We start from the raw sequence: 25,125 nt of genomic DNA, 5'->3' as shown, positions 1-25,125 counted from the left end.
GGCATTTCAATATATCAAAATCAGATAGGCGAGCTTGACGGAGGCAAGGTTGGAAATCAGGAGGCTCAGTTACTTCGTTCGGATCGCGGAAGACGGATCGCTGACCAAGGCGGCGGGCATGGTACGCGTGGCCCAGTCGGCTCTGAGCCGGCAGATGCGCTTGCTCGAGGAAGAGCTCGGGGTCACCCTGTTCAGCCGTACCGCGCACGGGATGCGGCTGACAGACGAGGGCGAATACCTGCATTCGGCGGTTGCGGGCCCGTTGCGCGAGATGGAGCTTGCGCTCCAGAACATCCGTACTTTGCCGGCCCTGGTCGAGGCCAATTTCGCGGTAGGCATGCCGCCAAGCCTGGCCGACATTTTGGCGCGGCCCATGGCAGTCGGTCTCGCCCACGCCTTTCCCCATATGAAATTTCGCCTGATCGAAGGCCCGACCGGGGGGCTGATCGACTGGTTGAACAGGGGCATGGTCGATTTCGCCCTCTTGGAAGAAACGTCGCGTAACGATCAGATCCAGGAGAGAAAGGTAGTCTCGTTGCCCTTGGCGCTCGCTGGGCTGCGCAACGGGCAACTGGCCGATCGACAGGGCGTGTCGCTCAAAGACGCGATGAAGTTACCGCTAATCGTCCCTTCGCATCACATGGGAATCAGAGGGGCGGTGAATGATGTCGTCAGACGCGCGAATGCCAAGGTGAACATCTGCTTCGAAGCAGACGCTTCGCGATTGGCTAGGGATCTTGCGCGGGAAGGCATGGGCTACGCCGTGCTCCCGCAATGTTACTTTCGGCAAGAACTGACCGACGGCTCCCTCGGCTGTTGGCCGATCGTCGATCCTCCTGTGAGGATCGAAATCTTCCTCGCTGCGCGCAAGGGACATCAGACTTCGCGCCGGCAGGTCAGCGTCGTGGAAGAGGCCATAGCACGGATCGCACGAGAGGGTATTGGCGTGCGCGAGAGCCCATGACTTTGCCCCACCGGAGCTGCGATCCGTCGCTCTGCCGGAAAGTGCGATTGCGCTGTCAGCGGCGGTCTAGTTGATATAGGCGCAGCCCGCACTGGGAAAGGGAACGCTGATGGACGACCGCTCATTCAAGGCCGAATTCGGGCCCGTCGCGCTGGTGACCGGTGCCTCCTCCGGTATCGGTAAGGCGTTTGCCGAGACCTTGGCTAGCATGGGCATGGACCTCGTGCTTGTCGCTCGCCGGCGGCAGAGGCTGGAAGATCTTGCGGCGGGGTTGCGTGAAAAACACGGCGTCGATGTTTCGCTCTGCGAAACTGATCTGGCCGAGCGCGGCGCATCGGGAAAAATCCTCGACGCTACTGCTGCGCTCGATGTCGGCCTGGTGGTGAGCAATGCGGGCTTCGGCTTGAAAGGCGAGCACGCAGCAACCGATCCCGCTGCTATGAGCGATATGCTGATGGTCAACTGCCATGTGCCGATGCTGCTCGCACACGGGTTCATTCCGCGGCTTAGAGCGCGCGGCAAAGGGGGGGATCATCTTCACCAGTTCGGTCGAAGGGTTGATCGGCATGCCGTATTCTGCGGCCTATGGCGCCAGCAAGGCCATGGTGGTGAGCCTCGGTGAAGCTTTGTGGGGCGAGCTCACGCCCGAGGGCATCAAGGTTTTGACTTTGTGTCCCGGCCCGACGGAATCCGAAGCGGCCGAATTGCAAGGGATGGATATTTCCCAGGCGGAAGGCCTGATGTCCGCCGAGGACGTCGCACGTACGACTTTGGAGAACATCGACAACGGCCCGACCTTCTTGTCGCATTCTGGCTACAGGGTGACGATGGAGCATATGATGAAGATGCCGCGCCGCGACGTGCTCGCGGGATCCGCGCGTGCGATGAAGGTTCTGACCGCGCCAAAGACCTGAGGCCGTCGCAGCGTCAGACCGTGTTCCGAAACTGAGTGAATTGCTCCATGGTAGCGTCGAATGACCGCTGCGCCGCCTCGGCCAGTGGCAGTCTGCGATGCTCCTCGGAAGCAATTTCGACACCGTATGGACCGACATAGCCGGTCTCGCGTACGTGGCGCAGGAACGACGGGATGTCGAAATCACCTTCGCCGGGCAGACGTCGGCGATTGCTGGAATCGTCCATCAAGTCGCCGACCAACTCGGCAGTCGCATCATTGAGCTCGATAGCCTTGATCCATCGGCTGGGCACCTTGGCGAAATCGGCATAGGCGACCCCGCCACGCGTCATATGCCAGATATCGAGCAGCAATCCCCCATTGGCCATGTCCGCGCCCTCAACCACGGCGGTGGCGGTTTTCAGATCGCGGATATTTGTCGTTGGAAAGATCTCGATCGTCACCTGGGCGTCCGTACGGGCGGCGGTATCGGCGCAGATCGTGTGGAAACGCTCGGTCATGAAATCTATCGGCCACTCGCGTCCGCTGAAGTCGCCTAGCGCTTTGATGTTCCAGACATCGAGCTCGGCTGCCATCTCGAGCAACTTGAGTCTGTGGGCATCGGCCGCGACGCAGTCCTCTCCTTCCGCCAGCCAGCGCACTATGGCTTCGAGTTCCAGATAACGAATGCCGTTGTCCGCCAGAATGCTCCGAACACCGGCAACTCCATGGTGGTCGATCGCTGCCTCTAGGTCGACCGACACGAAACCCATGCCAACGTAACCGGCAGCGGAAGCGGCTTCAGCCCGCTCGCGAAGGTCGTGCGGACTTACCAGCGAACCACCCCAAGGACTGACATCGCCTGCCAAGGTGAAGAAGGCTGCTACCAGCTCGGGCCTGGGATACATTGGGCGGCTCTCCTTTGTCGAAGTCCGCAACCTGGAAGCTCAGCGCCAACTTAATAGACGTAACATCCGAAAATCGTGGTCGCTTCAAGCCTTTGCGCGAATCTCCAGCAATGCGTCTCGCAACGCTTCCAGTTTCGCAGGAGCCATGTCGCCAAAGAATCTTTGGTCGCACCCATCGATCGCCTCGGACAAGCTTGCATGCAGGCTCATGCCGCTGGCAGTCAATGTCAGCGCGTTCGTTCGCCCGTCTGCCGCCTCACGCACAAGATAGCCTCTCTTTACCAGTTCGGTGACGGTCGGCACCATATTGGTTCGTTTAACGCCAAGTACGCGGCTGACTTCACCTTGACTGCAGCCCGGATTCACCGCGACGAACATCAGAAAGGTCATCTCGGCGATCCGCAAGTCGAACGCCTCCACCGCAAGTGTGAGATGGGTCAGATAGGCAAGCGATGCCCGGCGCAGCTGATAGCCGATCTTGTCCGCCAGTGGGTCAATGAGAGTGTCGCACGGTTCTTCGGTGGTCATGCCGAAGAGCTTAACGAAAAAGATGTTGCAGGCAAATGGTAGGTGATATATCAATCATCTCCTCAGCGGGCGTCATCGCGCCGGGAGAAGGGACAGCTTCTAGCAATTGAGTCCTTGCAAAGGGACACATTCAACCGCGGCCCGGTGCGGGCCGCGAGGAGATGGTCTGCGTTCTTCGAGGGCGATCACGGCGGCAGTCCATAAATAGCTGAATAAGCAAGACAATGGGGAGAAGGACATGAGGCGAAGCACGCTCAAGAGCATTTTGTTCACATCGACTTTGGCGGGTTTTGGGACGATCTCGCCGGCATCAGCGCAAAGCAGCGATGCGCCCCCGACGGTCAACGATATCGTCGTGACGGCCCGTCGTTCGGAAGAGCGTTTGCAGGACGTCCCGATCTCGATCCAGGTTCTCAATCAGCAGGACCTCGCAAACCGCAACATCGTCAATGCTTCCGACCTGTCGACCACGACACCGGGACTCATTACCAACCAGCGCTTCGGTCCTGATGCGTCGTCTTTCGCCATACGAGGCTTCACCCAGGAACTGCGCACTTCGGCCTCTGTGGCGGTCTATTTCGCCGATGTCGTCGCGCCGCGCGGAGGAACGCTGACGACTTCGGGCGATGGAGCGGGACCCGGTGCGTTCTTCGATCTCGAAAACGTCCAGGTGCTGAAGGGGCCGCAGGGCACGCTGTTCGGCCGCAACACTACAGGGGGAGCGGTCCTGCTTGTGCCGAAGCGGCCCGACGCCGACTTGGGCGGCTATGTCCAGGGCTCGGTGGGCAATTTCGACATGTGGCGCGTGCAAGGCGTGCTCAACATCCCAATCAATGAGAACGTGCGATTCCGCGTGGGCGCAGATCATCAGAAGCGCGACGGCTATTTGCGGAACGTAACGGGGATCGGACACAGCCGTTTCGCGGATATGGACTATGTTTCGGTCAGGGCGAGCCTCGTGCTCGATCTCACGCCCGATCTCGAGAACTATACCGTCGCGACTTTCATGCGATCCGAGAACAGTGGCTCGCCCTCTTCGCTGTTTGCCTGCAACGCTGCCGCCGGACTCGGTGCTCTCGTCAATGGCCCACTCTGCGGAGCTGCCCTCGCGCAGCAAGGGGGCGACTATTATGCGGTCTCGAATATTGCGCCGCAGTCTGTCTCGGAATCGCGCCAGTGGCAGATCATCAATAGGACGACGTGGCAGGCGACGGACGCATTGACGATCAAGAACATCGCTTCGTTCGGCAACTTGCGAAACGAATTCTCAGGACAGGTGTTCGGAACCGGCTTCAACACGGCCAACATGCGGGCACCCGCGGTGGCAACACCGCCTCAGGCTCTTCCGTACAGTTTCACCTTCAACGGTTCGATACCCGGCCTGCCGTTGTTTAACGTGGACACATTTGTAGAAGAACTGCAGTTCCAAGGGCGGGCTGCAGGTGACCGCCTGACCTGGCAAGCTGGCATCTATTACGAAAAGAGCTCACCGCGTGGAACGTCGGCCGGCAACAGTGCGGGTAACATCGGCTGCGACTTCAGCACTCTGTATCAAGGCGATCCCGCAAATTTCCGTTGCCGCGATATCGCTTATGATGCGGTTCTGCCGATCCTCGTGGCGACACAAGGCCCCGCCGTCGGCGGGTTGATTGCCCGGCAAGCGTTTTCGGGCTCGGCGACTCAAGTTTTCGGCGACAATCGGTTCGAAGATGTCGCACTCTATGCGCAAGGCACGTACAAGCTGACGGACAAACTGAGCGCGACGCTCGGGTTTCGCTATACCTGGGACAAGGCATCGGGCCAGTCCCGGGCGCTCACCTACCGCTTCAGTCCCGATGCTTTGTCCGCGCCCCTCTCGACCTCCTGTTCCGACAGTACAGCAAGCCTCAGCAATGGCTGCCTGATCGCGGTGGAGCAGAAGAGCGATGCGCCAACATGGCTGATCGATCTCGATTACAAGCCCAATCAGGACATCCTGCTCTACGCGAAATACGCGCGCGGATATCGGCAGGGCGGCGTCAACATCGCCGGCGTGGCGGCACAGGGTTTGAACAAGTACGGCCAGGAGAAGGTCGATACCTACGAAGTCGGCGGCAAGACCCAGTTCCGAGGGGCCCTGCGCGGCACGTTCAACGTAGCGCTGTTCTATAACGATTTTGCCGACCAGCAGGTCCAAGCGGGGCTGCTCACTGTAAACGGCAATCCCACTACCGCAATCGTCAACGCCGGTGCTTCGACGATCTACGGTGCGGAAGTCGTCGCCGACCTAGAGCTGTTCCGCGGCTTCACCCTCTCCGGTTCCTATTCCTATCTCCATACCAAAGTGGACGAGTTCACGCCGATCAATCCGGCTCTGCTGGTGGGCGTGCTATCCCCACTGCAACCATCGCCGTCCTACACGACAGCAGCCGGCGAGCCCCTGTCGTTTTCGCCTGAGCATCAGTTTGCGTTGACCGGCACCTATCGGCTGCCGCTACCCGAGCGGGTCGGGCAGCTGTCGGTATCAGGCACTTATGCCTATACGGCCAAGTATCAGGCCGTGCTTTCCTCGGTTTCACCCTACGCGACGATCCCGGGCTACGGGATCGCCAACCTCAACGTAAACTGGAACCGGATCGGCGGCTCGCCGGTCGATGTAGCGTTCTTCGGGACTAACATGTTCAACAAGAAATATTATACGTTCATCGGCGGGCAGTACAATTCGACCGGCTTCGAATACCGGCAAGTTGGACAACCGCGCATGTATGGCCTGCGTTTGACTTTCAACTTCGGCGGTTAATTCCGGGGGGCGTCCGGGAGGGGCTGCAGAGAACCTCCCGGACGACAACCGAACCCAAAAGACCTGACACCAGGTGCCAAGACAAGGAACCAGGAATGCCTCAGTCAGAACGGACACTCCTCGTTCCACAGCAACAGATTCCCATTCCCGCATCTTTGAGCGCCGAAGCGCGCTCCTTTCTTGCGAAGGCGATCGCAAGATTGCAGGCCGGCAGCGGAGAGCCGGCATCGATTGTCGATGATGCGGAGCGCGCCCTGCAGTTCCTGCGCGTTGCCGCTACTCGCTTCCGCGGGGAAGTCAGCTCGATGCCTTTGTCCAGCGGCGCTGTCGTCCATCGCGTCGTGCCGGAAGGGCGCGTCGGTAGGCAGGCCAACGCGGTCTATATGGACATCCACGGTGGCGGCTTCGTCGCCGGGGGAGGCGAGATGTGCCGTATCCTCGCACAGCTTCGCGCAATGGACCATGGCGTTGAGGTCTGGTCGGTCGACTATCGGCTCGCACCCGCGGCCGTGTTCCCCGCCGCTCTCGACGACTGCTTCGAAGCCTACGCGGGCCTCATCGCCGAGAAAAAAACCGGCGATGTGGTTCTCGCAGGATCCTCTGCCGGCGGTAATCTGGCAGCGGCAACGGTCCTGCGCGCGCGAGACGAAGGTATGGCGATGCCGGCCGGGCTTTTGCTGCTGACGCCAGCCCTCGACCTTACATGGTCGGGCGACAGCCATTGCACAAATCGCCATCTGGACACCAATCTCACGGGCAGTTCCGCAGCTGGGCCCGGGCAGTATGTCTCCGGTGATCCAACCAACCCCTATTTGTCTCCGTTGTTTGGAGACTTCACGCGCGGGTGGCCACCAACCTTCCTGGCGAGCGGTACACGCGATCTGCTGCTGTCGGACGCCGTGCGGATGCATGTCGCGCTGCGGCGCTGCGGGGTGCCGGCCGATCTCTATATCCAAGAAGCCGGATCACACGGCGGCTTCCTGGGGACGGCGCCCGAAGACCATGCCCTCATGGCCGAATGCAGGACCTTCGTTGCCAGAATTCTCAAACTCGACTGACACTCGCCGAAAGACAGCCATGACGCAGCCCTTTATTCGTCCCGACGTGCGCCGCTTCCTCGACGCGATGGCGGTCAATCCCCAGCCAGAATTCAATGATCAACTGATGGCGATGATCCGCCAGATGCCAGCAGGGCAGATGGCCTCGGCCGACCTGCCGGTCGGGGCGTTGGAAACGGTGCGCGATCTCGCCATGCCGGGCCCCGCCGAACCGATTGCGCTGCGCCTGTTCGACGCCCGCCGAACGCGTGAGCCAGGACCGGTCCTCGTCTTCTTTCATGGCGGCGGTTTCGTCGTCGGCAGCATCGACACGCATGCCGGGTTGGCTGCCGAGATGGCGAGGCAACTCGACTTGCCCGTCATTTCCGTCGAATATCGCCTGGCGCCCGAACATCGCTGGCCGGCAGCCCCTGACGATGCTGAGGCGGCGGCACGCTGGATCGCCGAAAATGGCGCGTCCTTCGAGCGAGAATTCACGAGTCTGGTCCTTTGCGGCGACAGCGCAGGCGGCACGCTTGCTCTCGTCACATCGCTGGCCTTGCGCGACCGTCCGGCGGCACTGCCCGTCGTTCTGCAGGTCGCGCTATATCCGAAAGCCGATTCCAGTCGGGTCTATCCTTCGACTGCTGCATTCGCCGAGGGCTTTGGTCTGTCGCGCCCGAACATGGCCTACTATGATTCCGCCTATGCGGCGGATCCACAACACTGGCGTCATTCGCCCATTTTGGCCCATCAGGCCGGACTGCCTCCGACCCTGGTCATCACTGCGGCGCTCGATCCGCTTTGTGATGAAGGGCGTGCCTATGCTGCTAGGGCCATCGAGGCCGGGGTCCAGGTCAGTTTCAAGGAGATGACTGGCACAATTCATGGCTTCGCCACTTATCGCGGCGCCCTTCCTTCGGCATCGTCCGATCTTGAGGAAATACTGAAATTGGCTCGGGCTCTGATGCCTGGAGAGCAGGCGCGGCCTGACGCCACGCCCTCTGAAGACAATGAGGGCCAGTAAATGCAGGGGCCCGTTACTGGCGCGAAAATGATGACCTTCACCGTCGAAGTGGGTGACCCGGTCATCGTCGGAGAAGTCGGAGGCCAGGTTCGGCGCTATGTTCCGCTATTGGGCGGCAAGGTTGATGGTGATTACTCCGGCATCATCATACCAGGTGGAATGGACTGGCAGACTGTGATGCCGAACGGTTGCGTCGAAATTTCCGCGCGTTATGCGCTTGAACTCGAACAGGGCAGGGTAGAGGTACGGTCGAAGGGCTTGCGTGCCGGCGCGCCAGGAGTTCTCGCACGGATCGCGGCCGGCGAGATCGTACCCGGAAGCCAATATTATTTCCGCACGGCCATGCGCTTTTCCTCTGGCAGTCTGGAGCTGGCAGCCCTGAACCAGATACTCGCCATCGCCATAGGCGAACGCTTTCCGAACTACGTCACGCTTGGCATCTATCCGGTGCTGTGATGGAAATCGCTATTATAGGCGGCGGTATCGTCGGATTAACGGCGGCTTTGAGCCTTGCCGCTGCGGGCCTGCGCCCGACTGTCTACGAGGCCGTCGGAACCATGAAGCCGCTGGGCGTGGGTATCAATCTTCTACCGCATGCTGTGCGAGAGCTGACGGAACTGGGGCTACTTGAAGGCCTTCGTCAGATTGGTGTCGAGATCCAAGGCCTGGACTATCACATGGCCGATGGGCGTCTCGTATGGAGTGAAGCGCGCGGTCTGCCGGCGGGCTATCACTGGCCGCAAATCGCAATTCACCGCGGCCACTTCCAACTCTTCCTGCGGGATGCCGTACTACAGACGCTCGGGGCGGACGCGATCCGCACCGGTCACATGCTGGAAAGCTTCGAGGAGAAAAGCGGCGCTGTGCAGCTTCGCTTCAGCAACGGCACCATCATCCCAGTTGATGTCATGATAGGCGCTGACGGCATCCATTCTGCGGTTCGTCGTCAGCTTTATCCGGGGGAGGGGCGGCCCAAATGGAACGGGGTTTCGCTTTTTCGTTCGACGACGCGCCATCCGGCCGGCAGCATAAACCCGCGAATGCTGTGGGCGGGCCACAAGGACCAGAAGTTCATCTGCTATCCTATCGGACAAGACGGCGCAAACATCGTACTCAATTGGGTCTGCGACTTGCAGACTGGCAAGCCTGGGGACGAACCGTTCGAGGACTGGAACCGAACCGCTGATCGAAGCCACCTGATCGCCCGCTATGCAGGCTGGCAATGGCCCGGAATCGATATTCCCGACATTCTTGCTCGAAGCGGCGAGGTGTTCGAATTTCCAATGGTTGATCGCGATCCGCTTCCAAGATGGTCGTTTGGCCGCGTGACCTTGGCGGGCGACGCCGCCCATCCGATGTACCCGATCGGCTCCAACGGAGCGACCCAGGGCATAATCGACGCCCGCGCCCTTGCATGGCATCTCGCGACCGCAATCGATCCTTTGGATGCACTGACGAACTACGAAAATGCGCGGCGCGAGGCGACCAGAAAGATAGTTCTCGCAAATCGCAAGCAAGGACCGGACAAGGTGTTAGAGCTTGCCCGTCAACGAGCAAGTAATCCCGCGGATGATGTCGACGTCCTGGTGCCGATATCCGAGCGCGAGGAAATCGCGGCAGGTTACAAACGCCTAGCGGGATTCGATCCTGAATTGGTCAACGCACGGGCGAGTTGGTCATTGTGATTTCGTTGGGGCGACCATTTGGGTCGCCTTTGTAGGGGAATTTTAAGCCGCTCACGGAGGCGACTATCGTCGCATATGTTGCCGTGGAGATACTCGGGCGAACGCAGTTCGCCGCGGCTGGTGAACTTAACTTCGTCGCGGCCGGACCGCCGACCGCGATCGAGACCTTGCAACTGATATGAAGCGTGGTTGGTGCAAGAAGCGGGTCTTGGAGACCCTCCCAATTTGCGATGCCTCCCGTTCCTAAACCAGGGGTCGAAGCCGGAATGCTGCAATGACAGTTTCTATGGGGATCGAGCTTTCAACACCGCGACGTTGAACGCGTCTTCCAGCAATGAACGAATGCCGGGCTCATCCCAGTTTTTTTCATCCACCAGCATCTGGAGCGAGAGGCCTTGGATCATGGCGTGCAGCAGCTTGCATGCAATCTCCAGATTGTGCTTCCCGGATGCCTCCCCACGAAGCAGTTCGTGGACAATGGAGTAGCCCGTGCTTTCGCCCAGCCTTACCAGGTGCGCGATGTCTTGATCGCGTGAAGCCTGATCCCATAATGCGAGGAATGCCTTCCAGCGCCGCACATTGATCGGGCACCAAGGGACCATGGTCAGCAGTGCGCCGATGAGATCCGAGGGATTTTCACTCAAGGCTTCGCGAAACCGCCGCACACCTTCTTGCGAGAGAATGTGGAACGCCCAGACGAGAAGCTCCTGCTTGTCAGCGAAGTAGTGCGTGATCGCCGTGGTGCTGAAGCCTGCCTCGGCAGCAATGCGCCTGAATGTCGCCGCTTCCAGTCCGTCGCTCGCGATAATGTCGATCGTAATGGTCGCAATGTCCGCCCTGCGCTGTTCGTGATCGATCGCCATGGTTGTGCGATTTGCTCCGCAAGGGCTCAGAAAGCAACCCGCCGGCACGACGCTTGTTTTACAACGCCTGTTTTATGAATCCGCGTCATAGGAAGAGGCCCCGCCACATATAAAACGCCTGTATTTTTAAACCCTCCGCCTCCCTGTTACTCAAACCGCAACGGCCAAGCATATTCGCAAATAGGTCGTACAAGTGTGGGGACGGACGATGTCGGGCGCGCTGCTGCAGCATGGGCTATTCATCGCGCCCTATCATGACGTCGACGAGAGCCCGACCATCGCGCTTCGCCGCGACCTGGAGATCGTCGAGCATGTCGAGAAGCTGGGCTTTGCCGAAGCCTGGTTCGGTGAACACCATTCGACCGGTTGGGAAACGATCGACTCGCCCGAACTGATGATCGCGGCCGCGGCTGAGCGCACCTCACGCATTCGTCTGGGCACCGGCGTCGTCTCAATGCCCTATCACAACCCGCTGATGGTCGCGAACCGCATCCTCCAGCTCGATCATATGACGATGGGCCGGGTTATGTTCGGCATGGGTCCGGGCCTGCTGCCAACCGATGCCGAGATGATCGGTGTCGATATCAAGAGCTTGCGCGACAAGCTTACCGAGGTCGCGGAGATTATCGTGCCGTTGCTCAGCGGTGAGGAAGTGAGCCATGTGACGTCATGGTACACGCTCAACAAGGCGCGTACCCACCTCAGGCCTTATACCCTGCCGCATCCTGAGATCGTCGTCGCTTCGGCCGTCACGCCCTCGGGCGGGATGCTCGCCGGGCGCCACGGCTTCGGCATGCTTTGCGTCGCGGCGACCGAGACCGCGGGCTTCGACGTGCTCGACGAGAACTGGAAGGTCGCGCAGGAAGTCGCCGCCGAGCATGGCAAGCGCATGGACGCGGCGAGCCTGCGCCTCGTCGTACCGATGCACATCGCACCGACCCGCGAACAGGCGCGCGCCGAGGTTGCTCAAGGCCTGGCCAAATGGGTTCAATACTTCGACCGGGTCGCCCCCGCCGGCATGCGCGGGATGAGCGGGGCGGGGGACCCGGCCGAGCTGCTGGTAAATTCGGGCCGCGCGGTGATCGGCACGCCGGCCGATGCCATTACGATGATCGAACGGCTTCAGGCCAAGCAGGGCCAGTTCGGTGTGATCCTGTTCCAGTCGCACAACTGGGCCGAATGGGAGGAAACGAAGAAGAGCTACGAGCTCTACGCCCGCTTCGTCATGCCGCATTTCTCAGGCTCCAATCGCAACCGGCAGGACAGTTACGCCGCGCTCGAAAGCAATATCGACCGGCTCGAAGCCGAGCGCACCAAGGGCGCCGAGGCCGCCTTCAAGGCCTGGGAAGAGAAGACCGGCCGGAAAGCCGAGTAGGAGAGACGCAATGCAGAAAGGTGCCGATCTCGACCTTCCGTTTCTCGACATGGGGGAGGATTGGTTCGCAGCGAATCCCTATCCCGAGTTCGCTCGCGCCCGGGCAGCGCATCCGTGGCTGGCGCGCTGGCCGATCGGCTATGTCGTCACCGACTACAAGGCGATCCGCGACCTCTTCGCCATGGAAGGCAAGATGGGCCAGCTCTACGACGACATCGTCCGACTGATGGATGCCGAGGGCACGCCCTGGGGCCTCTTCCAGCAGCGTCACATGCTCTCGATGTCGGGACCGCGGCATAAGCACGTGCGCGACGTCCTCGCACCCTCGTTCACCCCGCGCGCCGCCAATCTCCACCGCGAGCTCATGCGCCGCACGGTCGAGGAACTGCTCGACGAGTGGATCCCGCTGGGCAAGTTCGACTTCGAGGAATTCGCCGGCATCTTCCCGGTCCGGGTAATGACGCGGTTGATCGGCGCCTCGCCCTCTGTGATCCCGCGGTTGCGCTCGGCGATGGAGGCGATCGGTCGCAGCGCCAACATGGACAAGCGTTGGCTACCGGCGATGCAGGAAGGCGTCGTCGTGATGGAGGAGTTCGTCGTCGAACTGATCGCCGAGCGCCGCGCCAGTTCTCGAAAGGGCACGGAACCGGACCTGCTCGACCTGCTGCTCGAAGTCCGCGACCGCGAAGAGCTGACCCAACGCGAATTCGAAGACCTGCTGATCTTCCTGTTCGTCGCCGGCTACGACACCTCCAAAAATATGCTCGGCCTGACCATGGCCGAACTGCTTCGCGAACCGGAGATGTACCGACGCTGCGGCGAGGACTACGACTATGCTCGCAAGGTCGTCGAGGAATCGTTCCGCTGCCATTCGACCATCTCGTCGCAGCGCGTGCTCAAGGAAGACGTCATCTACCGCGACACCTTGCTGGAGAAGGGCGCGATCGTCTGGTTCCCTCTCAGTGTGTCACTGCATGACCCGCGCTATGCCGACGACCCCGATCGCTTCGATCCTGAGCGCTCGCGGGGGCTGCCGCATATCGGCTTCGGCCTTGGGCCGCACATTTGTCTGGGCCAGTTCATCGCCCGGTTCCAGATTCACGAGGGCATTCACCAGATGGCCCGCCGCATCCCCAATCCACGCTCGCCCGGACCGACAGGCTGGCGAACCTTTCCCGGCGCCTGGGGAGTGGAAAGTCTACCGATCGAATTCGACGTGGTGATCTGAGACGTAAAATAATCGCGATAGGAGCAACGGTGATGACCCTTCCGAATATAGACCAATTTGGCGAAAAGCGGACCGACAGCCCCTACTGGAACGAGAGCTGCTGGTTCGCCTTTTCGGTGCCGGAACGGAAGATCCACGGGTTTTTCTATTACTTCTTCCGGCCGAATATGAACCTTCTGGTGGGCGGGCCGGCGATGTGGGACGATTCCGGGGCGAACAGCTATGACTGCCTTTTCTATGATTGGCAGCACATTCAGGCGATGCCGGAAGGTGCCGAAAAGTTCAATTTCCGCGCCGAGAACGGAATGGCAGTCGAACTGCTCGAACCCTGGAAGCAGTACCGGCTGCTTTACGATCGTCACGACTTCAAGCTTGATCTGGTCTGGACCGCAATATCGGAGCCGCACGACTTCGGCGGGCTCGAGGAAACGACGAGCGGCGCAACCGGCCACCGTATGCACCTCGAGCAGTGCGGACGAGTGACGGGAACGATCCGCTACAAGGGCGAAGAGTTCGCGGTCGATAGCTACTCGCTGCGCGACACCTCCTTCGGCGAGCGGCATTTCGGGCAGGTCATGCGGGGAAGCTATTTCTCGGGGATAGCCTCGCCCGACCTGGCCTTCCACACCCTGACGATCGGCGGAGACGGCGAACAGAAGGTCGCGGGCGGTTTCCTTATCAAGGATGGCGTCATGGCCTCGCTCGTGGGCGGCAGCCGCCGGGTAACCGAAGAAGGGAAATATACGCCCGCGGCCTTCGCCTTCGACATGGAGGATAAGCTGGGGCGCACGCTCTCGCTAACGGCCCGTTCGTCGAGCCACCTGATCTTTCCTGGTTATCCGGACGTCCCCACGGTCTGGTCGTATCTGGATTGGGAAACCGAGGGTCAGACAGGGCTGCTCGGCGATCTGCAGGAATTCTATCCCGCCGCAGACTTCCGTCTCCGTCTGCGCGGCCAGTGACGGGAGTATTGCAATGACGGGACAAGTCATCGTCGTGACCGGCACCTCTGGCGCCGGAAAGACCACCACCTGCCAGACATTTGCACGGCGCGCCGACGACTGCTGGATGATGCTCGGCCTCGATCTGCTGACGGGCACTATGGTACCGGGCAAATATTCGATGTTCGGCGCGAACGCGCGGGACTTCTTCTACGACCTACCCGCGGGAGAGCGCGGGCCCGGCAGCCCCGCCCAGATCGACTATGGGCCAAAGGGCTGGCAGGCATTGCATGCGATGCACGACATGATCGCCGCTGCCGCTAAGTCAGGGCAGGACATCATCGTGGACCATTGCACGTGGGTGGACCCGCCTATACTTCAGGATCTTATCTGGCGCCTGGAAGAAGTACCGGTTCTGTTCGTCGTTCTGAAGCCGGATCGCAAGGTGCTCGCGCAGAGAGTCACGGAGCGCAAGCTCGAACTGCCGGCCTCTATGATCGACGTTCTGGGACGAGACGGTGCCGCTGAAATCGGCCGCAGGCTCGAGGTTGTCGTTCCGTGGTTTTACGACGCGGCTTATGCGAACGATGTCAGCGATCTCGTGCTCGACACCACGAAACTCGATCCTGACACGGTGTGCGAGCGCATCGCGGCGCGTCTCGCCGAAGGGCCGGGCACCGCGTTCGACCAATTGCGCGCGCTTTATTCGAAACCGGATCTGCTTGCGCTGGCTGGATAGACGGGCGGGCGACAGGTCCCTCTGCGTGCGGCCGCCACGCGCACTACAATCCTGAAGGAATGAGTACATGCAAGAGCTTCGCTTCGATGGTCGAACTGCGATTGTCACCGGCGCCGGCGGGAATCCCAGCCTCGGTAGAACCCATGCTCTGCTATTGGCCTCCCGCGGCGCCAGCGTCGTTGTCAACGATATCGGGCTCGATCCGGAGGCTCGGCACTACCCCGGCGCTGCTTCCGCAGAGACTGTCGTGCAAGAGATTATCGCTGCAGGCGGGAAAGCGATCGCCTGCACGGACTCGGTAGCCTCGCTCGAAGGGGCCGAGGCGATCGTGCGGACTGCGCTCGACGCGTTTGGCGGCGTGGACATTCTCGTCAACAATGCCGGCATTACCATTGGAGCGCCGTTCGCCGATATCACCCCGCGAGACATCCAGCGGCATATCGACGTCAACCTCATGGGCACCATCTGGTGCAGCCGCGCAGCCTGGCCCCACATGGCAGCCGCAAAATACGGTCGGATCGTCAACATCACTTCAGCATCCATGACGGGATTTGCCGATCAGGCTGTCTATGCGGCGAGCAAAGGCGGTGTCTGGTCGCTGACGCGAGCTTTGGCAGCGGAAGGCGACCGGCTCGGGATCAAGGTCAACGCAGTCAGCCCGGGAGCCTATACGCGCATGGTGATCTCTTCGATGGAAGAGGACTCCCCGATTTTGGCGCAGTCCAAGTCCAGTCTGCCTCCCGAATTGTCGTCGCCTGCGGTCGGCTACCTGGCCCATGAGGCCTGCCCTGTCACCGGCGAATGCCTCGATGCGGTAGGGGGGCAGGTCCAGCGCTGCTTCATTTCTCGGACCGAGGGCTTCACCGACCGTGATCATGCAATCGAGACAATCGCCGATCGGTGGGACGAAGTGATGGACGAAACCCAGGCCACGACGGTAGGCCTTGCGCTCATGGACACCTCGCAATGGGGCTTGCGAGCATATAGACCGGGTAATCAAAAGATCTCATAGAAAGGAAGGCGAAGCCGTCGTTCCATCGGTCGACCGCGTTTTATATAGGCGGTCATCTACTCAGCCACCAATGCCAATTAGCTGCCGTTCCCCAGGCTGTCGAATGTAAACCGGACCGGGGCGAGCATTCCAATGCTGACCATTTTTCATCGTGAGGTCATCAAGCCCTATGCCAATCTCGCCAAATCGAGGTAGTCGAGAATCATGGTTCATTGCGCAACTCGACAACGCCGGCCGGTCGGTGCCGAGACGATCCGCAATCTGCTGCTCGGGCTCGATGGCGAAGGCTGGCACCCGCGCGCCGAGCCGCTGCGCTTTGCCCGCATTGACAGCGGGGTCAGTCGCGAGACAACGCATGCTGCGATCGTGACCGCGCCCACTCCGTTTCTCGCGGAAATCGGCGCATGACACCGGGCGACGAGATGATCGGCCACGAGAGCGCCTGGCGCGAGTGGCGCGCGGCGCTGGAATCCGCGCGGATGCACCACGGCTGGATACTCGCAGGGCCGAAGGGCATGGGGAAGGGCGCCTTCGCCCGCGCAGCCGCACGCGAACTCGTCGCAGAGGCGGGCGTGCACCAGCCCGACGGCGCGCATCCCGACATCATCGTGCTCGATCCGCTACCAGCGAACGACGACGAGGAAAAAAAGCGCGACGACGGCAAGCCCTATCAGACCAAGCGCAACATCACGGTCGACCAGATCCGCCGGATGCAATCACGGCTGATCACGCGCCCGACGCTCGGCAGTCGCCGCGCGGTGATCATCGATCCGGCCGACGATCTCGAGAAGGGCTCGGTCAACGCATTGCTCAAGAGCCTCGAGGAGCCGCCCGTCGGCACGTTCTTCCTGCTCGTCACGCACCGTCCCGGTCGGCTGCTCGCGACCGTGCGCTCGCGCTGCCGCATGCTCCGCTTCGCGCCGGTCGCAGCGAGAGAAATCGACACCATCCTGCAAAAACAATCGCCTAACGCCGATACGACCACCCGCGCGGCAGCGATTGCCGCGGCCGAAGGCTCGCCCGGCGCGGCCCTGGCTTTCGTCGACCGCGAACTCGGGCCGCTGCACGTGCTGATGCAGCGGATCATGCGCGAGGGCGATGCCGGCTTCGGCCTGCGCGGAGCCCTGGCCGACGAAATCGGCGCGCGGCCAGACCGTGAGCGCATCCTCGCCGCGCTCGATCTCGCCCGCGCGACGCTGGCCGAAGATCTCGCCGCGGCGCCGCGCGGGCGCCAGCTCAAGCTGATCCAGGCGCACGGCGCCATAACCCGGCTCGCGCGCGAGGCGCCGACCTACAATTTCGACGCCGGGCTGCTTATCATGGAGATTGGCGGGTTGCTGGCCTCGGCCGCGATGCCTAGAGAGGCCGCAACCTGAAATCGTGAAAGACTGCGCGCCACCATGGCCGAACCCTATTACCTGACCACCGCGATCTCCTATCCCAACGGCAAACCGCACATCGGCCATGCCTACGAGGCGATCGCGGCCGATGTCATGGCACGGTTCAAGCGCCTGCAGGGCTTCGACGTCCGCTTCCAGACAGGGACCGACGAGCACGGCCTAAAGATGGCGCAGAAAGCGCGCGAGCTGGGCACCACGCCGGCCGCGCTGGCAGACGAAATGTCACAGTATTTCATTGATATGTGTGACAAACTCAACGTATCCTATGACGTCTTCCTGCGCACCAGCGAACCGCGCCACCATCTTGCCAGCCAGGAACTCTGGCGCCGCATGGAGGCCGCCGGCGACCTCTATCTCGACCGCTACGAGGGCTGGTACTCGGTCCGCGACGAGGCCTATTACGACGAAAGCGAGCTGGTCGAAGGGGAAGGGGGAGACAAATTGTCACCCCAGGGCACCCCGGTGGAATGGACGGTCGAGGAGAGCTGGTTCTTCCGCCTGTCCAAATATGCCGAGCCGCTGCTGGCGCTCTACGAGAACCAGCCCGACTTCCTGCGCCCGGAGAGCCGCCGCAACGAAATCGCACGCTTCGTCGAAGGCGGCCTGCGCGACCTGTCGATGTCGCGCACGACCTTCGACTGGGGCGTGAAAGTGCCCGGCAGCGACGCTTCAGAAGGTCCGGGGCACGTCATGTACGTCTGGGTCGATGCGCTCACCAACTACTTGACCGGCCTCGGTTTTCCCGAGGAAACCCCTGAAATGGCCAAGTGGTGGCCGGCCGACCTGCACCTGATCGGCAAGGACATCATCCGTTTCCACACAGTCTACTGGCCCGCCTTCCTGATGAGCGCCGGTGTGCCGCTACCCAAACAGGTCTTCGGCCATGGGTTCCTGCTCAATCGCGGGCAGAAGGAATCGAAGTCGCTTGGCAACGTGACCGATCCGGTCGAACTCAGCGAGCGCTACGGCGTCGACACGCTGCGTTATTTCCTGCTGCGCGAGGTCGCTTTCGGCCAGGACGGTTCCTATTCGCCCGAAGCCATCGTCACCCGCGCCAATGCCGAACTGGCCAACAGCTTCGGCAATCTCGTCCAGCGCGTGCTGTCGTTCATCGCCAAGAACTGCAGCGGCGAAGTGACCGCGACGGAACCGATCGCGGAAGCCGACGCCGCGCTGCGCACCAAGGTTGCTGCCGCCAGCCGCGACGAACTTCCTGCCGCGTTCGACCGGCTGGCCTTTTCGGTCGGCATCGAGGCCTGGATGCAGGCCGTCTTCGCCTGCAACCAGTATGTCGATGAGCAGGCGCCCTGGGCGCTGCGCAAGACCGATCCCGCGCGCATGGAGCGCGTGCTCGCGACGCTTTGCGGTTGCATCCACGATCTCGCCATCGCGATTTCGCCCGTCGTTCCGGTCGCCGCGTCCAAGATGCTCGATGCGCTCTGCGTAGCCACGGGCCAGCGCTCCTATGCCGCCATCGGCAGCGATCCGGCGACGATCCGCGTCGAGAACCCGACGCCGGCTTTCCCGCGCCTCGAACTTCCCGCCGAGGTCGCCTGAATGCTGATCGATTCGCATTGCCACCTCGAATACAAGGGCCTGGTCGAGGATCAGCAGGGCGTCATTGCACGTGCCCACGAGGCGGGAATCGGCGGTTTTCTCAATATCTCGACGCGCCGGCGCGAATGGGACCAGGTCATCGGCACTGCGGCGCGCGAGGACAACGTCTGGGCCAGCGTCGGCATCCATCCGCATGAGGCCGATGCCCATGCCGATCTCGGCGCGGCGGCGCTGATCGAGGCGGCCGAGCATCCCAAGGTCGTCGCCATCGGCGAGACCGGGCTCGACTACTATTACGACCATTCCGACCGCGCGACGCAGCAGGCGCTGTTCCGTACCCATATCGGTGTAGCCCGCGTGACCGGGCTGCCGCTGATCGTCCACACGCGCGACGCCGAGGACGATACGGCCCGGATCATCGCCGAGGAAATGGAGCAGGGCGCTTTCCCGGCGCTGATCCACTGCTTCACCGCATCGGCCGACTTCGCGCGACAGATGCTCGACCTTGGCCTTACCATCTCGCTATCGGGTATCGTGACCTTCAAGAACGCCAGGGATCTCCAGGCGGTCGCCGCAGAACTTCCCGCCGGCAGGATGTTGTTGGAGACCGACGCGCCGTTTCTCGCGCCAATTCCGCACCGCGGGCAGACCTGCGAGCCGGCCTTTACCGCCGACACCTGCCGTTTCGTCGCCCAGCTTCGCGGGCAAACGCCGGAAGCGCTGGCCGAAGCCACGACGCGCAACTTCTTCGACCTGTTTGCCAAGACGCAAGCGACGCGAGCGGCCGCGTGAAGCTGATCATGCTCGGCAGCGGCACGTCGACAGGCGTTCCGCGCGTCGGTGATGTCGCCGGCGGCGACTGGGGCGAATGCGATCCCGCCGATCCGCGGAACCGCCGCACGCGCGTTTCGATCATCGTCGAAAGCGACGAAGGCAAGCGGCTGCTGGTCGACACATCGCCCGATCTGCGGGCGCAACTGCTTGCAAGCCGGATCGACCGGATCGACGCGGTGTTCTGGACGCACGACCACGCCGACCACGTCCACGGCATCGATGACCTCCGGCCGATGCGCTATGGCCGCGCCGGTCCGCTGCCGGGCTATGCCTCGACCGAAACCGCGCGGCGGCTGCGCCAGCGGTTCTCATACGTTTTCGCCGGCGAGTTCGGCTATCCGACGATCGTCGAACTCGAAACGCTCGACAAGCTACGGCTCTGTGCCGGATTTGCCGTGGCATCGTGCCAGATGCCGCACGGTCCGGCGCAGTCGACCGGCTACCGTTTCGAATGCGACGGCGCGTCGATCGGCTACGCCACGGATTTCAGCGCGGTTACGTCCGAGATGGTCGCGCTGTTCGACCGCTGCGACATCCTGGTGATCGACTGCCTGCGCCGTGAGCCGCATCCGACGCACGCGCATCTCGGCATGGCGCTGGAGCTGGCCGAGGCCGCGCGTGTCCGCCGCGCGGTGCTGACGCATCTCGACAAGTCGCTGGACTACACGCAGCTCAGCCGCGAAATTCCTGCTCATATCGAAGTCGGCTATGACGGAATGGAGCTCGCCGCATGAACGGCAACATGATCGTTGCGCTCGTGACGATCATGGCGTCGCTGTTCCTGGCGGTGCGTGCATTGCGGCACCGACAGCTCGATTTCGGCAAGACCGCGCTGATGGCAGGGATCTGGGTGGTGATTATCGCCGCGCTGGCTTTCGTCCTCCAGCGTTTCGCGGCATGAAGCCCCTCGCAGGGGGCCTTTCGGCTCCGATCCAATTTAACATAATATATATTATCATTCCAAAATGACCGGCCAGCAAGAACCTCCTCTCGACCGCCTCCTCGCGATCATGGCGCGGCTGCGCGACCCCGTTTCGGGTTGCGAGTGGGACCGCGCGCAATCCTTCGCGACGATTGCGCCCTATACGATCGAGGAAGCCTACGAAGTCGCCGACGCGATCGAGCGTGAGGATCTCCACGCGCTGCGCGACGAGCTCGGCGATCTGCTGCTCCAGGTCGTGTTTCACGCCCGCATGGCCGAAGAAGCTGGTCACTTCGCCTTCCAGGATGTCGCCGCGGCGATCTCCGCGAAGCTCGAAGCACGCCATCCGCACATCTTCGGCGACTTGGCCGACGACGGCCTAGGTCAAACGCACCGCTGGGAAGCCCTGAAGGCCGCTGAGCGGGAGGCCAAGGGCGCGACCAGCGCGCTCGACGGCGTGGCCGTGGCGCTGCCGGCGCTGATGCGCGCCGAGAAGCTGCAGAAGCGCGCCGCGCGTGTCGGGTTCGACTGGCCCGATCCCACCGGTCCAGCCGGCAAGGTCCGCGAGGAAATGGACGAGCTTGCCGAGGCAGACGAAAGTTCCCGCCCAGAGGAAGCCGGCGACCTGCTGTTCGCCGCGGTCAACCTCGTCCGCGCCTATGGCATTGCCCCGGAGGACGCTCTGCGCTCTGCGAATGCCAAGTTCGAAACGCGCTTCCGCGCCATGGAAGCCCTGGCAGCCGCTCAGAGCGTCGACTTCGCCTCGCTGGACCTCGACAGCCAGGAAGCGCTTTGGCGCGCTGTAAAGGCCCTCGAAAGGCAAAATGGGGCATAGCCCCGCACGCCTTCCTAAGAAGAAATCCCCTCAGAGCTCCTCTAAGCGCAAAATCGAGATTTACAGGCACCGATAGCCAAAAGGCCGCTCAACGCACCGTATGAGCCTTACAGACGAGAATAGCGGCCCATCTCGCGAGGAGACAGCCTGACCTGGATGCGCAGCAACGGACCCTGCTCCCCTTCCCCACCATCCTCCTCGACCAGAACCTCGCCGTGCGCTTGAAGCCAGGCGAGCTTCTGCCCTTCTCCGGCGGGAAGCAGGAAGCTGTAGACCTGGGCGTCGGCGGTCAGAAGCCGGCTCACGGTCTCGAGCAGCTCGTCGCATCCCTGACCGGTGACCGCCGAGACCGGTACGATGACCTCGTCGGCGTGATGCGCGATGATGTCGAGGAGCTCGTTAGTCCGGTCGGCGGGAAGCAGATCCCATTTGTTCCAGATCTCGACGATCGGCATGCGCGGTGCCTCGTCCTCTTCCCGCTCATCGGCGACTTCGTCGACGATGCCGAGCTCGGCAAGTACGTTCAGGACCTGACGCTTCTGCGCTTCGCTGTCCGGATTGGCGATGTCGCGGACGTGGAGCACGACGTCGGCGCCGGTCACTTCCTCGAGCGTCGCGCGGAAGGCGGCGACGAGCTGGGTCGGCAGGTCGGAAATGAAGCCGACAGTGTCCGACAGGATCGCCTTGTCGAGCCCCGGAAGACGGATCGCGCGCATCGTCGGGTCGAGCGTGGCGAAGAGCAGGTCCTCGGCCATCACTTCCGCCCCGGTCAGGCGATTGAAAAGCGTTGATTTTCCGGCATTGGTATAGCCGACGAGCGCAACCACGGGCCAGGGTGCCTTTTCCCGCCGGTCGCGGTGCAGTCCGCGCGTGCGGCGCACCTGATCGAGTTCCCGCCGGAGCCGCGCCATGCGGTCGCGGATCAGTCGGCGGTCAGCTTCGATCTGGGTTTCGCCCGGGCCGCCGAGGAAGCCGAAGCCACCGCGCTGGCGTTCGAGGTGGGTCCAGCTGCGCACGAGGCGGCCGGCCTGGTAGTCGAGATGGGCCAGTTCGACCTGCAGCCGGCCTTCGGCCGTAGCCGCGCGCTCGCCGAAGATTTCGAGGATCAGGCCGGTGCGGTCGATCACCTTGCGCTTGAGCTTTTCCTCGAGATTGCGTTGCTGGATCGCTGAAAGCGAACCGTCGACGATGACCAGCTCGGCCTCGGACTGGTTGCAGGCGATCTCGATGTTGCGGACCTGGCCCTCGCCGAACAGCGTGGCCGCCCTCGCCTCGCGGATCGGAATGATGAACGCATCCACCACCTCGATCCCGATCGCCAGGGCAAGCCCCTTCCCTTCCTCCAGACGAGCCTCGGCATCCTGGCCGGAGCCGCTCTTGCCGCGTAGCTGGGGGCAGACGACGACGGCCCGCGCTCCGCGCGTGACCTCGCCTTTCAGGTCCTCTCGTTCTATCTCTTTATCCTTGGCGGTCAGCCGACGTCTTCTTCGTCGGTCTCACCGGTCAGATCCACCGGTGTCACCGGCTGAATCGTCGACACCGCATGCTTGTAGGCGAGCTGGACGTAACCCTCGCGCTCGAGCAGCATGCAGAACAGGTCATAGGCGGCGATGCGGCCCTGGAGCATGACGCCGTTGACCAGGAACATGGTCACCTGGACCCCGGCATTGCGGATGCTCGAGAGGAACACGTCCTGCAGCAGGCGCTGCTTCTTGCCGTTTTCCGAGCCCGCGCCGAACTGGCGCGCGTCGATCGGCGTCGAAGGCATGATCGTCGAGATCGCGTGCTTGTAAACGAGCTGCGACTGGCCATCGCGGCGCAGCAGGATCGAGAAATTGTCGAACCAGGTAACGATGCCCTGGAGCTTGACGCCCTTGACCAGGAACATGGTGACCGGAGTCTTGTTCTTGCGCAACAGGTTCAGGAACTGGTCCTGGAGGTTCTGCCCGCCCTTGCCGCTGGGAGCGGTGGTGCCGGCGGGAACGGGCGCCGTCTCGGCCGCGGCAGGCGGCGTCGGCTTGGGGCGCGCGGAAAGCGTACGTCCTGTCATCACTTTCTCCATTTTCTTGGCGGCCGCTTATGCAGTCCGCAATCTGGCCCGGCTTACGCCGGACCGTTCGTTAGTCAGTGAATTCCTATCCTTTTGCTGCGCCTGCGTAAACGCGAAAGATTGCGGAGGGACTACACTTCGATTTCGTCGTCCTCAAGCACGCCTTCCCGCCGCTCCGCCATGCCCAGGAGCTTGAGTTTGCGGTGCAGCGCAGACCGCTCCATGCCGATGAAGGCGGCTGTCTTGGAGATGTTTCCCGAGAACCGCCGAATCTGGACCTTGAGATATTCCCGCTCGAAAGTCTCGCGTGCTTCGCGCAGCGGCACCCCCATCATCGCCGACATCAGCGAATCGCTCTGCAGCCGGCCGCTGAGGATTTCGGGCGGGAGCATGTTGGCCTCGATCCGCTCGAGCCTGTCGCGCGGTGTCAATATCACTGTCCGCTCGACAACGTTGCGCAGTTGCCGGACGTTTCCGGGCCATTCGTAGGCCTGGAGCGCGGTCATCGCCTCGGGAGAAACGGTCGGCGGGGGTACGCCCTGCTCGTTGGCGTAGCGGGCGAAGAACTGGTTCACCAGGCCCGGGACATCTTCCCGCCGCTCGGACAAGGCCGGGACAGTGACCGGGACAACGTTGAGCCTGTAGAACAGATCCTCGCGGAAGCGCCGCTCGGCGATCTCGCGCTCTAGATTGCGCGAAGTCGACGAGACGACGCGGACATCGACGCGGATCTGGCGGTGCCCGCCGACCCGGACGAAGGCCTGCTCGGTCAGCACGCGCAGGATGCGCGCCTGGGTAGAGAGCGGCATGTCGGCCACCTCGTCGAGGTAGAGCGTGCCGCCATCGGCCATTTCGAGCAGCCCGGGGCGCACCAGGCTGCCGTCGACCTCCTCGCCGAACAGCTCCTGCTCGAAGCGCTCGGGCGTGATCCGCGCCGAATTGACGCTGACGAAGGCATGGCTGGCGCGCGGGCTCCAGCTGTGCAGCAGCCGCGCGGCGACTTCCTTGCCGACCCCCGCCGGACCGGTGATGAGCAGGCGACTGCCGGTGTTGGCGACGCGTTTCAGCGTCGCGCGCACCTGATTGATCGCCGTGCTGCTACCGGTGAACTCCTCGATCTGGCTGAAGTCCTGCCGCAGCCGGGCGTTTTCCCGCCGGAGACGCTCGGTCTCGGTCGCCTTGCCGACGAGGTGGAGCAGGCGTTCGGCCTCGAACGGTTTTTCGATGAAATCCACGGCGCCGCGGGCGATCGCAGCGACAGCGGTATCGATGTTGCCATGGCCCGAGAAGATGATCACCGGCAGGTCGGGCTCGCGCGCCTTCAGCGCGTCGAGCACTTCCAGCCCGTCCATCGCGCTGCCGTGCAGCCAGACGTCGAGCAGGACCAGCGACGGGCGGCGCTGATCGACGGCATCCAGCGCCGACTGGCTGTCACCCGCAGTCCGGCAATCGTAGCCTTCATCGCTGAGTACGCCGGCCACGAGCTCGCGAATGTCGCGTTCGTCGTCGACGATCAGGATATCGAGCGCCATGTGTCCTCCAATTCACT

At 62.4% G+C, this 25,125-nt stretch carries 26 protein-coding genes; 20 read left to right on the top strand and 6 right to left on the bottom strand.

Translation table 11 applies throughout. From position 1 onward, the window contains the following. Positions 1-34: 34 nt before the first annotated feature. The 3 genes from KRR38_RS05700 to KRR38_RS35840 all read left to right on the top strand — a co-directional run bounded on the left by KRR38_RS05700 (position 35) and on the right by KRR38_RS35840 (position 1,878). Entirely contained in the window at positions 35-964 is a 930-nt protein-coding gene (locus KRR38_RS05700; protein WP_309140980.1) for a LysR family transcriptional regulator, read from the top strand. A 109-nt stretch (positions 965-1,073) separates the two neighbouring features. After that, positions 1,074-1,586: an SDR family oxidoreductase gene (locus KRR38_RS35845; RefSeq protein WP_254514656.1), complete on the top strand. Its 513-nt coding sequence runs from the start codon at positions 1,074-1,076 to the stop codon at positions 1,584-1,586. Beyond that, positions 1,531-1,878: an SDR family NAD(P)-dependent oxidoreductase gene (locus KRR38_RS35840; protein WP_375293451.1), complete on the top strand. Its 348-nt coding sequence runs from the start codon at positions 1,531-1,533 to the stop codon at positions 1,876-1,878. Before KRR38_RS35845 ends, KRR38_RS35840 begins: the two co-directional genes overlap by 56 nt. Before the next feature lie 13 nt (positions 1,879-1,891). Here KRR38_RS35840 and KRR38_RS05690 read toward each other — a convergent pair whose 3' ends face one another. After that, complete coding sequence (locus KRR38_RS05690; protein WP_217399452.1) at positions 1,892-2,764, bottom strand: sugar phosphate isomerase/epimerase; 873 nt, start codon at positions 2,762-2,764, stop codon at positions 1,892-1,894. Between the two features lie 84 nt (positions 2,765-2,848). Beyond that, positions 2,849-3,292 carry a MarR family winged helix-turn-helix transcriptional regulator gene (locus KRR38_RS05685; RefSeq protein WP_217399450.1) on the bottom strand — a complete coding sequence of 148 codons (444 nt, stop codon included), beginning with the start codon at positions 3,290-3,292 and terminating at the stop codon, positions 2,849-2,851. A gap of 238 nt (positions 3,293-3,530) precedes the next feature. Here KRR38_RS05685 and KRR38_RS05680 point away from each other — a divergent pair, with 238 nt between their 5' ends. The 5 genes from KRR38_RS05680 to KRR38_RS05660 all read left to right on the top strand — a co-directional run bounded on the left by KRR38_RS05680 (position 3,531) and on the right by KRR38_RS05660 (position 9,820). Next, positions 3,531-6,071 (top strand): TonB-dependent receptor, encoded by a 2,541-nt coding sequence (locus KRR38_RS05680; protein ID WP_217399448.1) that lies wholly within the window; start codon positions 3,531-3,533, stop codon positions 6,069-6,071. Between the two features lie 200 nt (positions 6,072-6,271). After that, a complete protein-coding gene (locus tag KRR38_RS05675; RefSeq protein WP_217399446.1) occupies positions 6,272-7,129 on the top strand; it encodes an alpha/beta hydrolase in 858 nt (285 codons plus the stop codon). Positions 7,130-7,148: 19 nt separating this feature from the next. After that, a complete protein-coding gene (locus KRR38_RS05670) occupies positions 7,149-8,135 on the top strand; it encodes an alpha/beta hydrolase (RefSeq protein WP_217399444.1) in 987 nt (328 codons plus the stop codon). 27 nt (positions 8,136-8,162) lie between these two features. Beyond that, on the top strand, positions 8,163-8,591 hold the full coding sequence (locus KRR38_RS05665; RefSeq protein WP_217399442.1) for a DUF3237 family protein: 429 nt from the start codon (positions 8,163-8,165) through the stop codon (positions 8,589-8,591). Then, the gene (locus tag KRR38_RS05660; protein ID WP_217399441.1) at positions 8,591-9,820 is read left to right on the top strand and encodes an FAD-dependent monooxygenase; all 1,230 of its coding nucleotides are present in this window, start codon (positions 8,591-8,593) and stop codon (positions 9,818-9,820) included. Before KRR38_RS05665 ends, KRR38_RS05660 begins: the two co-directional genes overlap by 1 nt. Before the next feature lie 284 nt (positions 9,821-10,104). Here the strand turns inward: KRR38_RS05660 and KRR38_RS05655 are convergent, their stop codons facing one another. Then, positions 10,105-10,683, bottom strand: coding sequence for a TetR/AcrR family transcriptional regulator (locus KRR38_RS05655; RefSeq protein WP_217399439.1), 579 nt, complete (start codon positions 10,681-10,683; stop codon positions 10,105-10,107). A gap of 208 nt (positions 10,684-10,891) precedes the next feature. Between KRR38_RS05655 and KRR38_RS05650 the strand changes: the two genes are divergently transcribed. From KRR38_RS05650 to mazG, 12 genes are all read left to right on the top strand, one after another. After that, on the top strand, positions 10,892-12,058 hold the full coding sequence (locus KRR38_RS05650; RefSeq protein WP_217399437.1) for an LLM class flavin-dependent oxidoreductase: 1,167 nt from the start codon (positions 10,892-10,894) through the stop codon (positions 12,056-12,058). A 10-nt stretch (positions 12,059-12,068) separates the two neighbouring features. Continuing rightward, positions 12,069-13,286 (top strand): cytochrome P450, encoded by a 1,218-nt coding sequence (locus tag KRR38_RS05645; protein WP_217399435.1) that lies wholly within the window; start codon positions 12,069-12,071, stop codon positions 13,284-13,286. Positions 13,287-13,318: 32 nt separating this feature from the next. Next, positions 13,319-14,248, top strand: coding sequence for a hypothetical protein (locus tag KRR38_RS05640; protein WP_217399433.1), 930 nt, complete (start codon positions 13,319-13,321; stop codon positions 14,246-14,248). Between the two features lie 13 nt (positions 14,249-14,261). Beyond that, entirely contained in the window at positions 14,262-14,966 is a 705-nt protein-coding gene (locus KRR38_RS05635) for an AAA family ATPase (protein ID WP_217399431.1), read from the top strand. Positions 14,967-15,033: 67 nt separating this feature from the next. Then, positions 15,034-15,978 carry an SDR family NAD(P)-dependent oxidoreductase gene (locus KRR38_RS05630; protein ID WP_217399429.1) on the top strand — a complete coding sequence of 315 codons (945 nt, stop codon included), beginning with the start codon at positions 15,034-15,036 and terminating at the stop codon, positions 15,976-15,978. Positions 15,979-16,182: 204 nt separating this feature from the next. Then, positions 16,183-16,386, top strand: coding sequence for a hypothetical protein (locus tag KRR38_RS05625; RefSeq protein WP_217399427.1), 204 nt, complete (start codon positions 16,183-16,185; stop codon positions 16,384-16,386). Then, the gene (locus KRR38_RS05620; RefSeq protein ID WP_254514654.1) at positions 16,383-17,354 is read left to right on the top strand and encodes a DNA polymerase III subunit delta'; all 972 of its coding nucleotides are present in this window, start codon (positions 16,383-16,385) and stop codon (positions 17,352-17,354) included. The genes KRR38_RS05625 and KRR38_RS05620 overlap by 4 nt, the downstream gene beginning before the upstream one ends. A gap of 24 nt (positions 17,355-17,378) precedes the next feature. Next, positions 17,379-18,935 carry a methionine--tRNA ligase gene (gene metG / locus KRR38_RS05615; RefSeq protein ID WP_217399424.1) on the top strand — a complete coding sequence of 519 codons (1,557 nt, stop codon included), beginning with the start codon at positions 17,379-17,381 and terminating at the stop codon, positions 18,933-18,935. Further along, a complete protein-coding gene (locus tag KRR38_RS05610) occupies positions 18,936-19,727 on the top strand; it encodes a TatD family hydrolase (RefSeq protein ID WP_217399422.1) in 792 nt (263 codons plus the stop codon). Continuing rightward, a complete protein-coding gene (locus KRR38_RS05605; RefSeq protein WP_217399420.1) occupies positions 19,724-20,503 on the top strand; it encodes an MBL fold metallo-hydrolase in 780 nt (259 codons plus the stop codon). Before KRR38_RS05610 ends, KRR38_RS05605 begins: the two co-directional genes overlap by 4 nt. After that, on the top strand, positions 20,500-20,670 hold the full coding sequence (locus KRR38_RS05600; protein WP_217399418.1) for a hypothetical protein: 171 nt from the start codon (positions 20,500-20,502) through the stop codon (positions 20,668-20,670). Before KRR38_RS05605 ends, KRR38_RS05600 begins: the two co-directional genes overlap by 4 nt. A 64-nt stretch (positions 20,671-20,734) precedes the next feature. Further along, a complete protein-coding gene (gene mazG / locus KRR38_RS05595; protein WP_217399416.1) occupies positions 20,735-21,526 on the top strand; it encodes a nucleoside triphosphate pyrophosphohydrolase in 792 nt (263 codons plus the stop codon). A gap of 107 nt (positions 21,527-21,633) precedes the next feature. Here mazG and hflX read toward each other — a convergent pair whose 3' ends face one another. From hflX to KRR38_RS05580, 3 genes are all read right to left on the bottom strand, one after another. Beyond that, the gene (gene hflX, locus KRR38_RS05590) at positions 21,634-22,965 is read right to left on the bottom strand and encodes a GTPase HflX (protein WP_254515166.1); all 1,332 of its coding nucleotides are present in this window, start codon (positions 22,963-22,965) and stop codon (positions 21,634-21,636) included. A 32-nt stretch (positions 22,966-22,997) separates the two neighbouring features. Beyond that, positions 22,998-23,576 (bottom strand): RNA chaperone Hfq, encoded by a 579-nt coding sequence (hfq, locus tag KRR38_RS05585; protein WP_217399414.1) that lies wholly within the window; start codon positions 23,574-23,576, stop codon positions 22,998-23,000. Between the two features lie 131 nt (positions 23,577-23,707). After that, complete coding sequence (locus KRR38_RS05580; RefSeq protein WP_217399412.1) at positions 23,708-25,108, bottom strand: sigma-54 dependent transcriptional regulator; 1,401 nt, start codon at positions 25,106-25,108, stop codon at positions 23,708-23,710. Positions 25,109-25,125: the final 17 nt, after the last annotated feature.

Source organism: Novosphingobium sp. G106, from assembly GCF_019075875.1.
Classification (GTDB): Bacteria; Pseudomonadota; Alphaproteobacteria; order Sphingomonadales; family Sphingomonadaceae; genus Novosphingobium.
The sequence above is the reverse complement of the archived record's forward strand: the minus strand, read 5'-3'. Positions and strand labels throughout refer to the sequence as shown.

Bases quoted from the DNA above. Each gene is read 5' to 3' on its own strand.
- KRR38_RS35845 (WP_254514656.1), top strand. From the start codon at position 1,074: ATGGACGACCGCTCATTCAAGGCCGAATTCGGGCCCGTCGCGCTGGTG.
- mazG (WP_217399416.1), top strand. From the start codon at position 20,735: ATGACCGGCCAGCAAGAACCTCCTCTCGACCGCCTCCTCGCGATCATG.
- KRR38_RS05640 (WP_217399433.1), top strand. From the start codon at position 13,319: ATGACCCTTCCGAATATAGACCAATTTGGCGAAAAGCGGACCGACAGC.
- KRR38_RS05620 (WP_254514654.1), top strand. From the start codon at position 16,383: ATGACACCGGGCGACGAGATGATCGGCCACGAGAGCGCCTGGCGCGAG.
- hfq (WP_217399414.1), bottom strand. From the start codon at position 23,576: ATGACAGGACGTACGCTTTCCGCGCGCCCCAAGCCGACGCCGCCTGCC.
- KRR38_RS05685 (WP_217399450.1), bottom strand. From the start codon at position 3,292: ATGACCACCGAAGAACCGTGCGACACTCTCATTGACCCACTGGCGGAC.
- metG (WP_217399424.1), top strand. From the start codon at position 17,379: ATGGCCGAACCCTATTACCTGACCACCGCGATCTCCTATCCCAACGGC.
- KRR38_RS05610 (WP_217399422.1), top strand. From the start codon at position 18,936: ATGCTGATCGATTCGCATTGCCACCTCGAATACAAGGGCCTGGTCGAG.
- KRR38_RS05630 (WP_217399429.1), top strand. From the start codon at position 15,034: ATGCAAGAGCTTCGCTTCGATGGTCGAACTGCGATTGTCACCGGCGCC.
- KRR38_RS05645 (WP_217399435.1), top strand. From the start codon at position 12,069: ATGCAGAAAGGTGCCGATCTCGACCTTCCGTTTCTCGACATGGGGGAG.
- KRR38_RS05625 (WP_217399427.1), top strand. From the start codon at position 16,183: ATGGTTCATTGCGCAACTCGACAACGCCGGCCGGTCGGTGCCGAGACG.
- KRR38_RS35840 (WP_375293451.1), top strand. From the start codon at position 1,531: ATGCCGTATTCTGCGGCCTATGGCGCCAGCAAGGCCATGGTGGTGAGC.
- KRR38_RS05690 (WP_217399452.1), bottom strand. From the start codon at position 2,764: ATGTATCCCAGGCCCGAGCTGGTAGCAGCCTTCTTCACCTTGGCAGGC.
- KRR38_RS05660 (WP_217399441.1), top strand. From the start codon at position 8,591: ATGGAAATCGCTATTATAGGCGGCGGTATCGTCGGATTAACGGCGGCT.
- KRR38_RS05600 (WP_217399418.1), top strand. From the start codon at position 20,500: ATGAACGGCAACATGATCGTTGCGCTCGTGACGATCATGGCGTCGCTG.
- KRR38_RS05680 (WP_217399448.1), top strand. From the start codon at position 3,531: ATGAGGCGAAGCACGCTCAAGAGCATTTTGTTCACATCGACTTTGGCG.
- KRR38_RS05635 (WP_217399431.1), top strand. From the start codon at position 14,262: ATGACGGGACAAGTCATCGTCGTGACCGGCACCTCTGGCGCCGGAAAG.
- KRR38_RS05665 (WP_217399442.1), top strand. From the start codon at position 8,163: ATGATGACCTTCACCGTCGAAGTGGGTGACCCGGTCATCGTCGGAGAA.
- KRR38_RS05580 (WP_217399412.1), bottom strand. From the start codon at position 25,108: ATGGCGCTCGATATCCTGATCGTCGACGACGAACGCGACATTCGCGAG.
- KRR38_RS05655 (WP_217399439.1), bottom strand. From the start codon at position 10,683: ATGGCGATCGATCACGAACAGCGCAGGGCGGACATTGCGACCATTACG.
- KRR38_RS05650 (WP_217399437.1), top strand. From the start codon at position 10,892: ATGTCGGGCGCGCTGCTGCAGCATGGGCTATTCATCGCGCCCTATCAT.
- KRR38_RS05670 (WP_217399444.1), top strand. From the start codon at position 7,149: ATGACGCAGCCCTTTATTCGTCCCGACGTGCGCCGCTTCCTCGACGCG.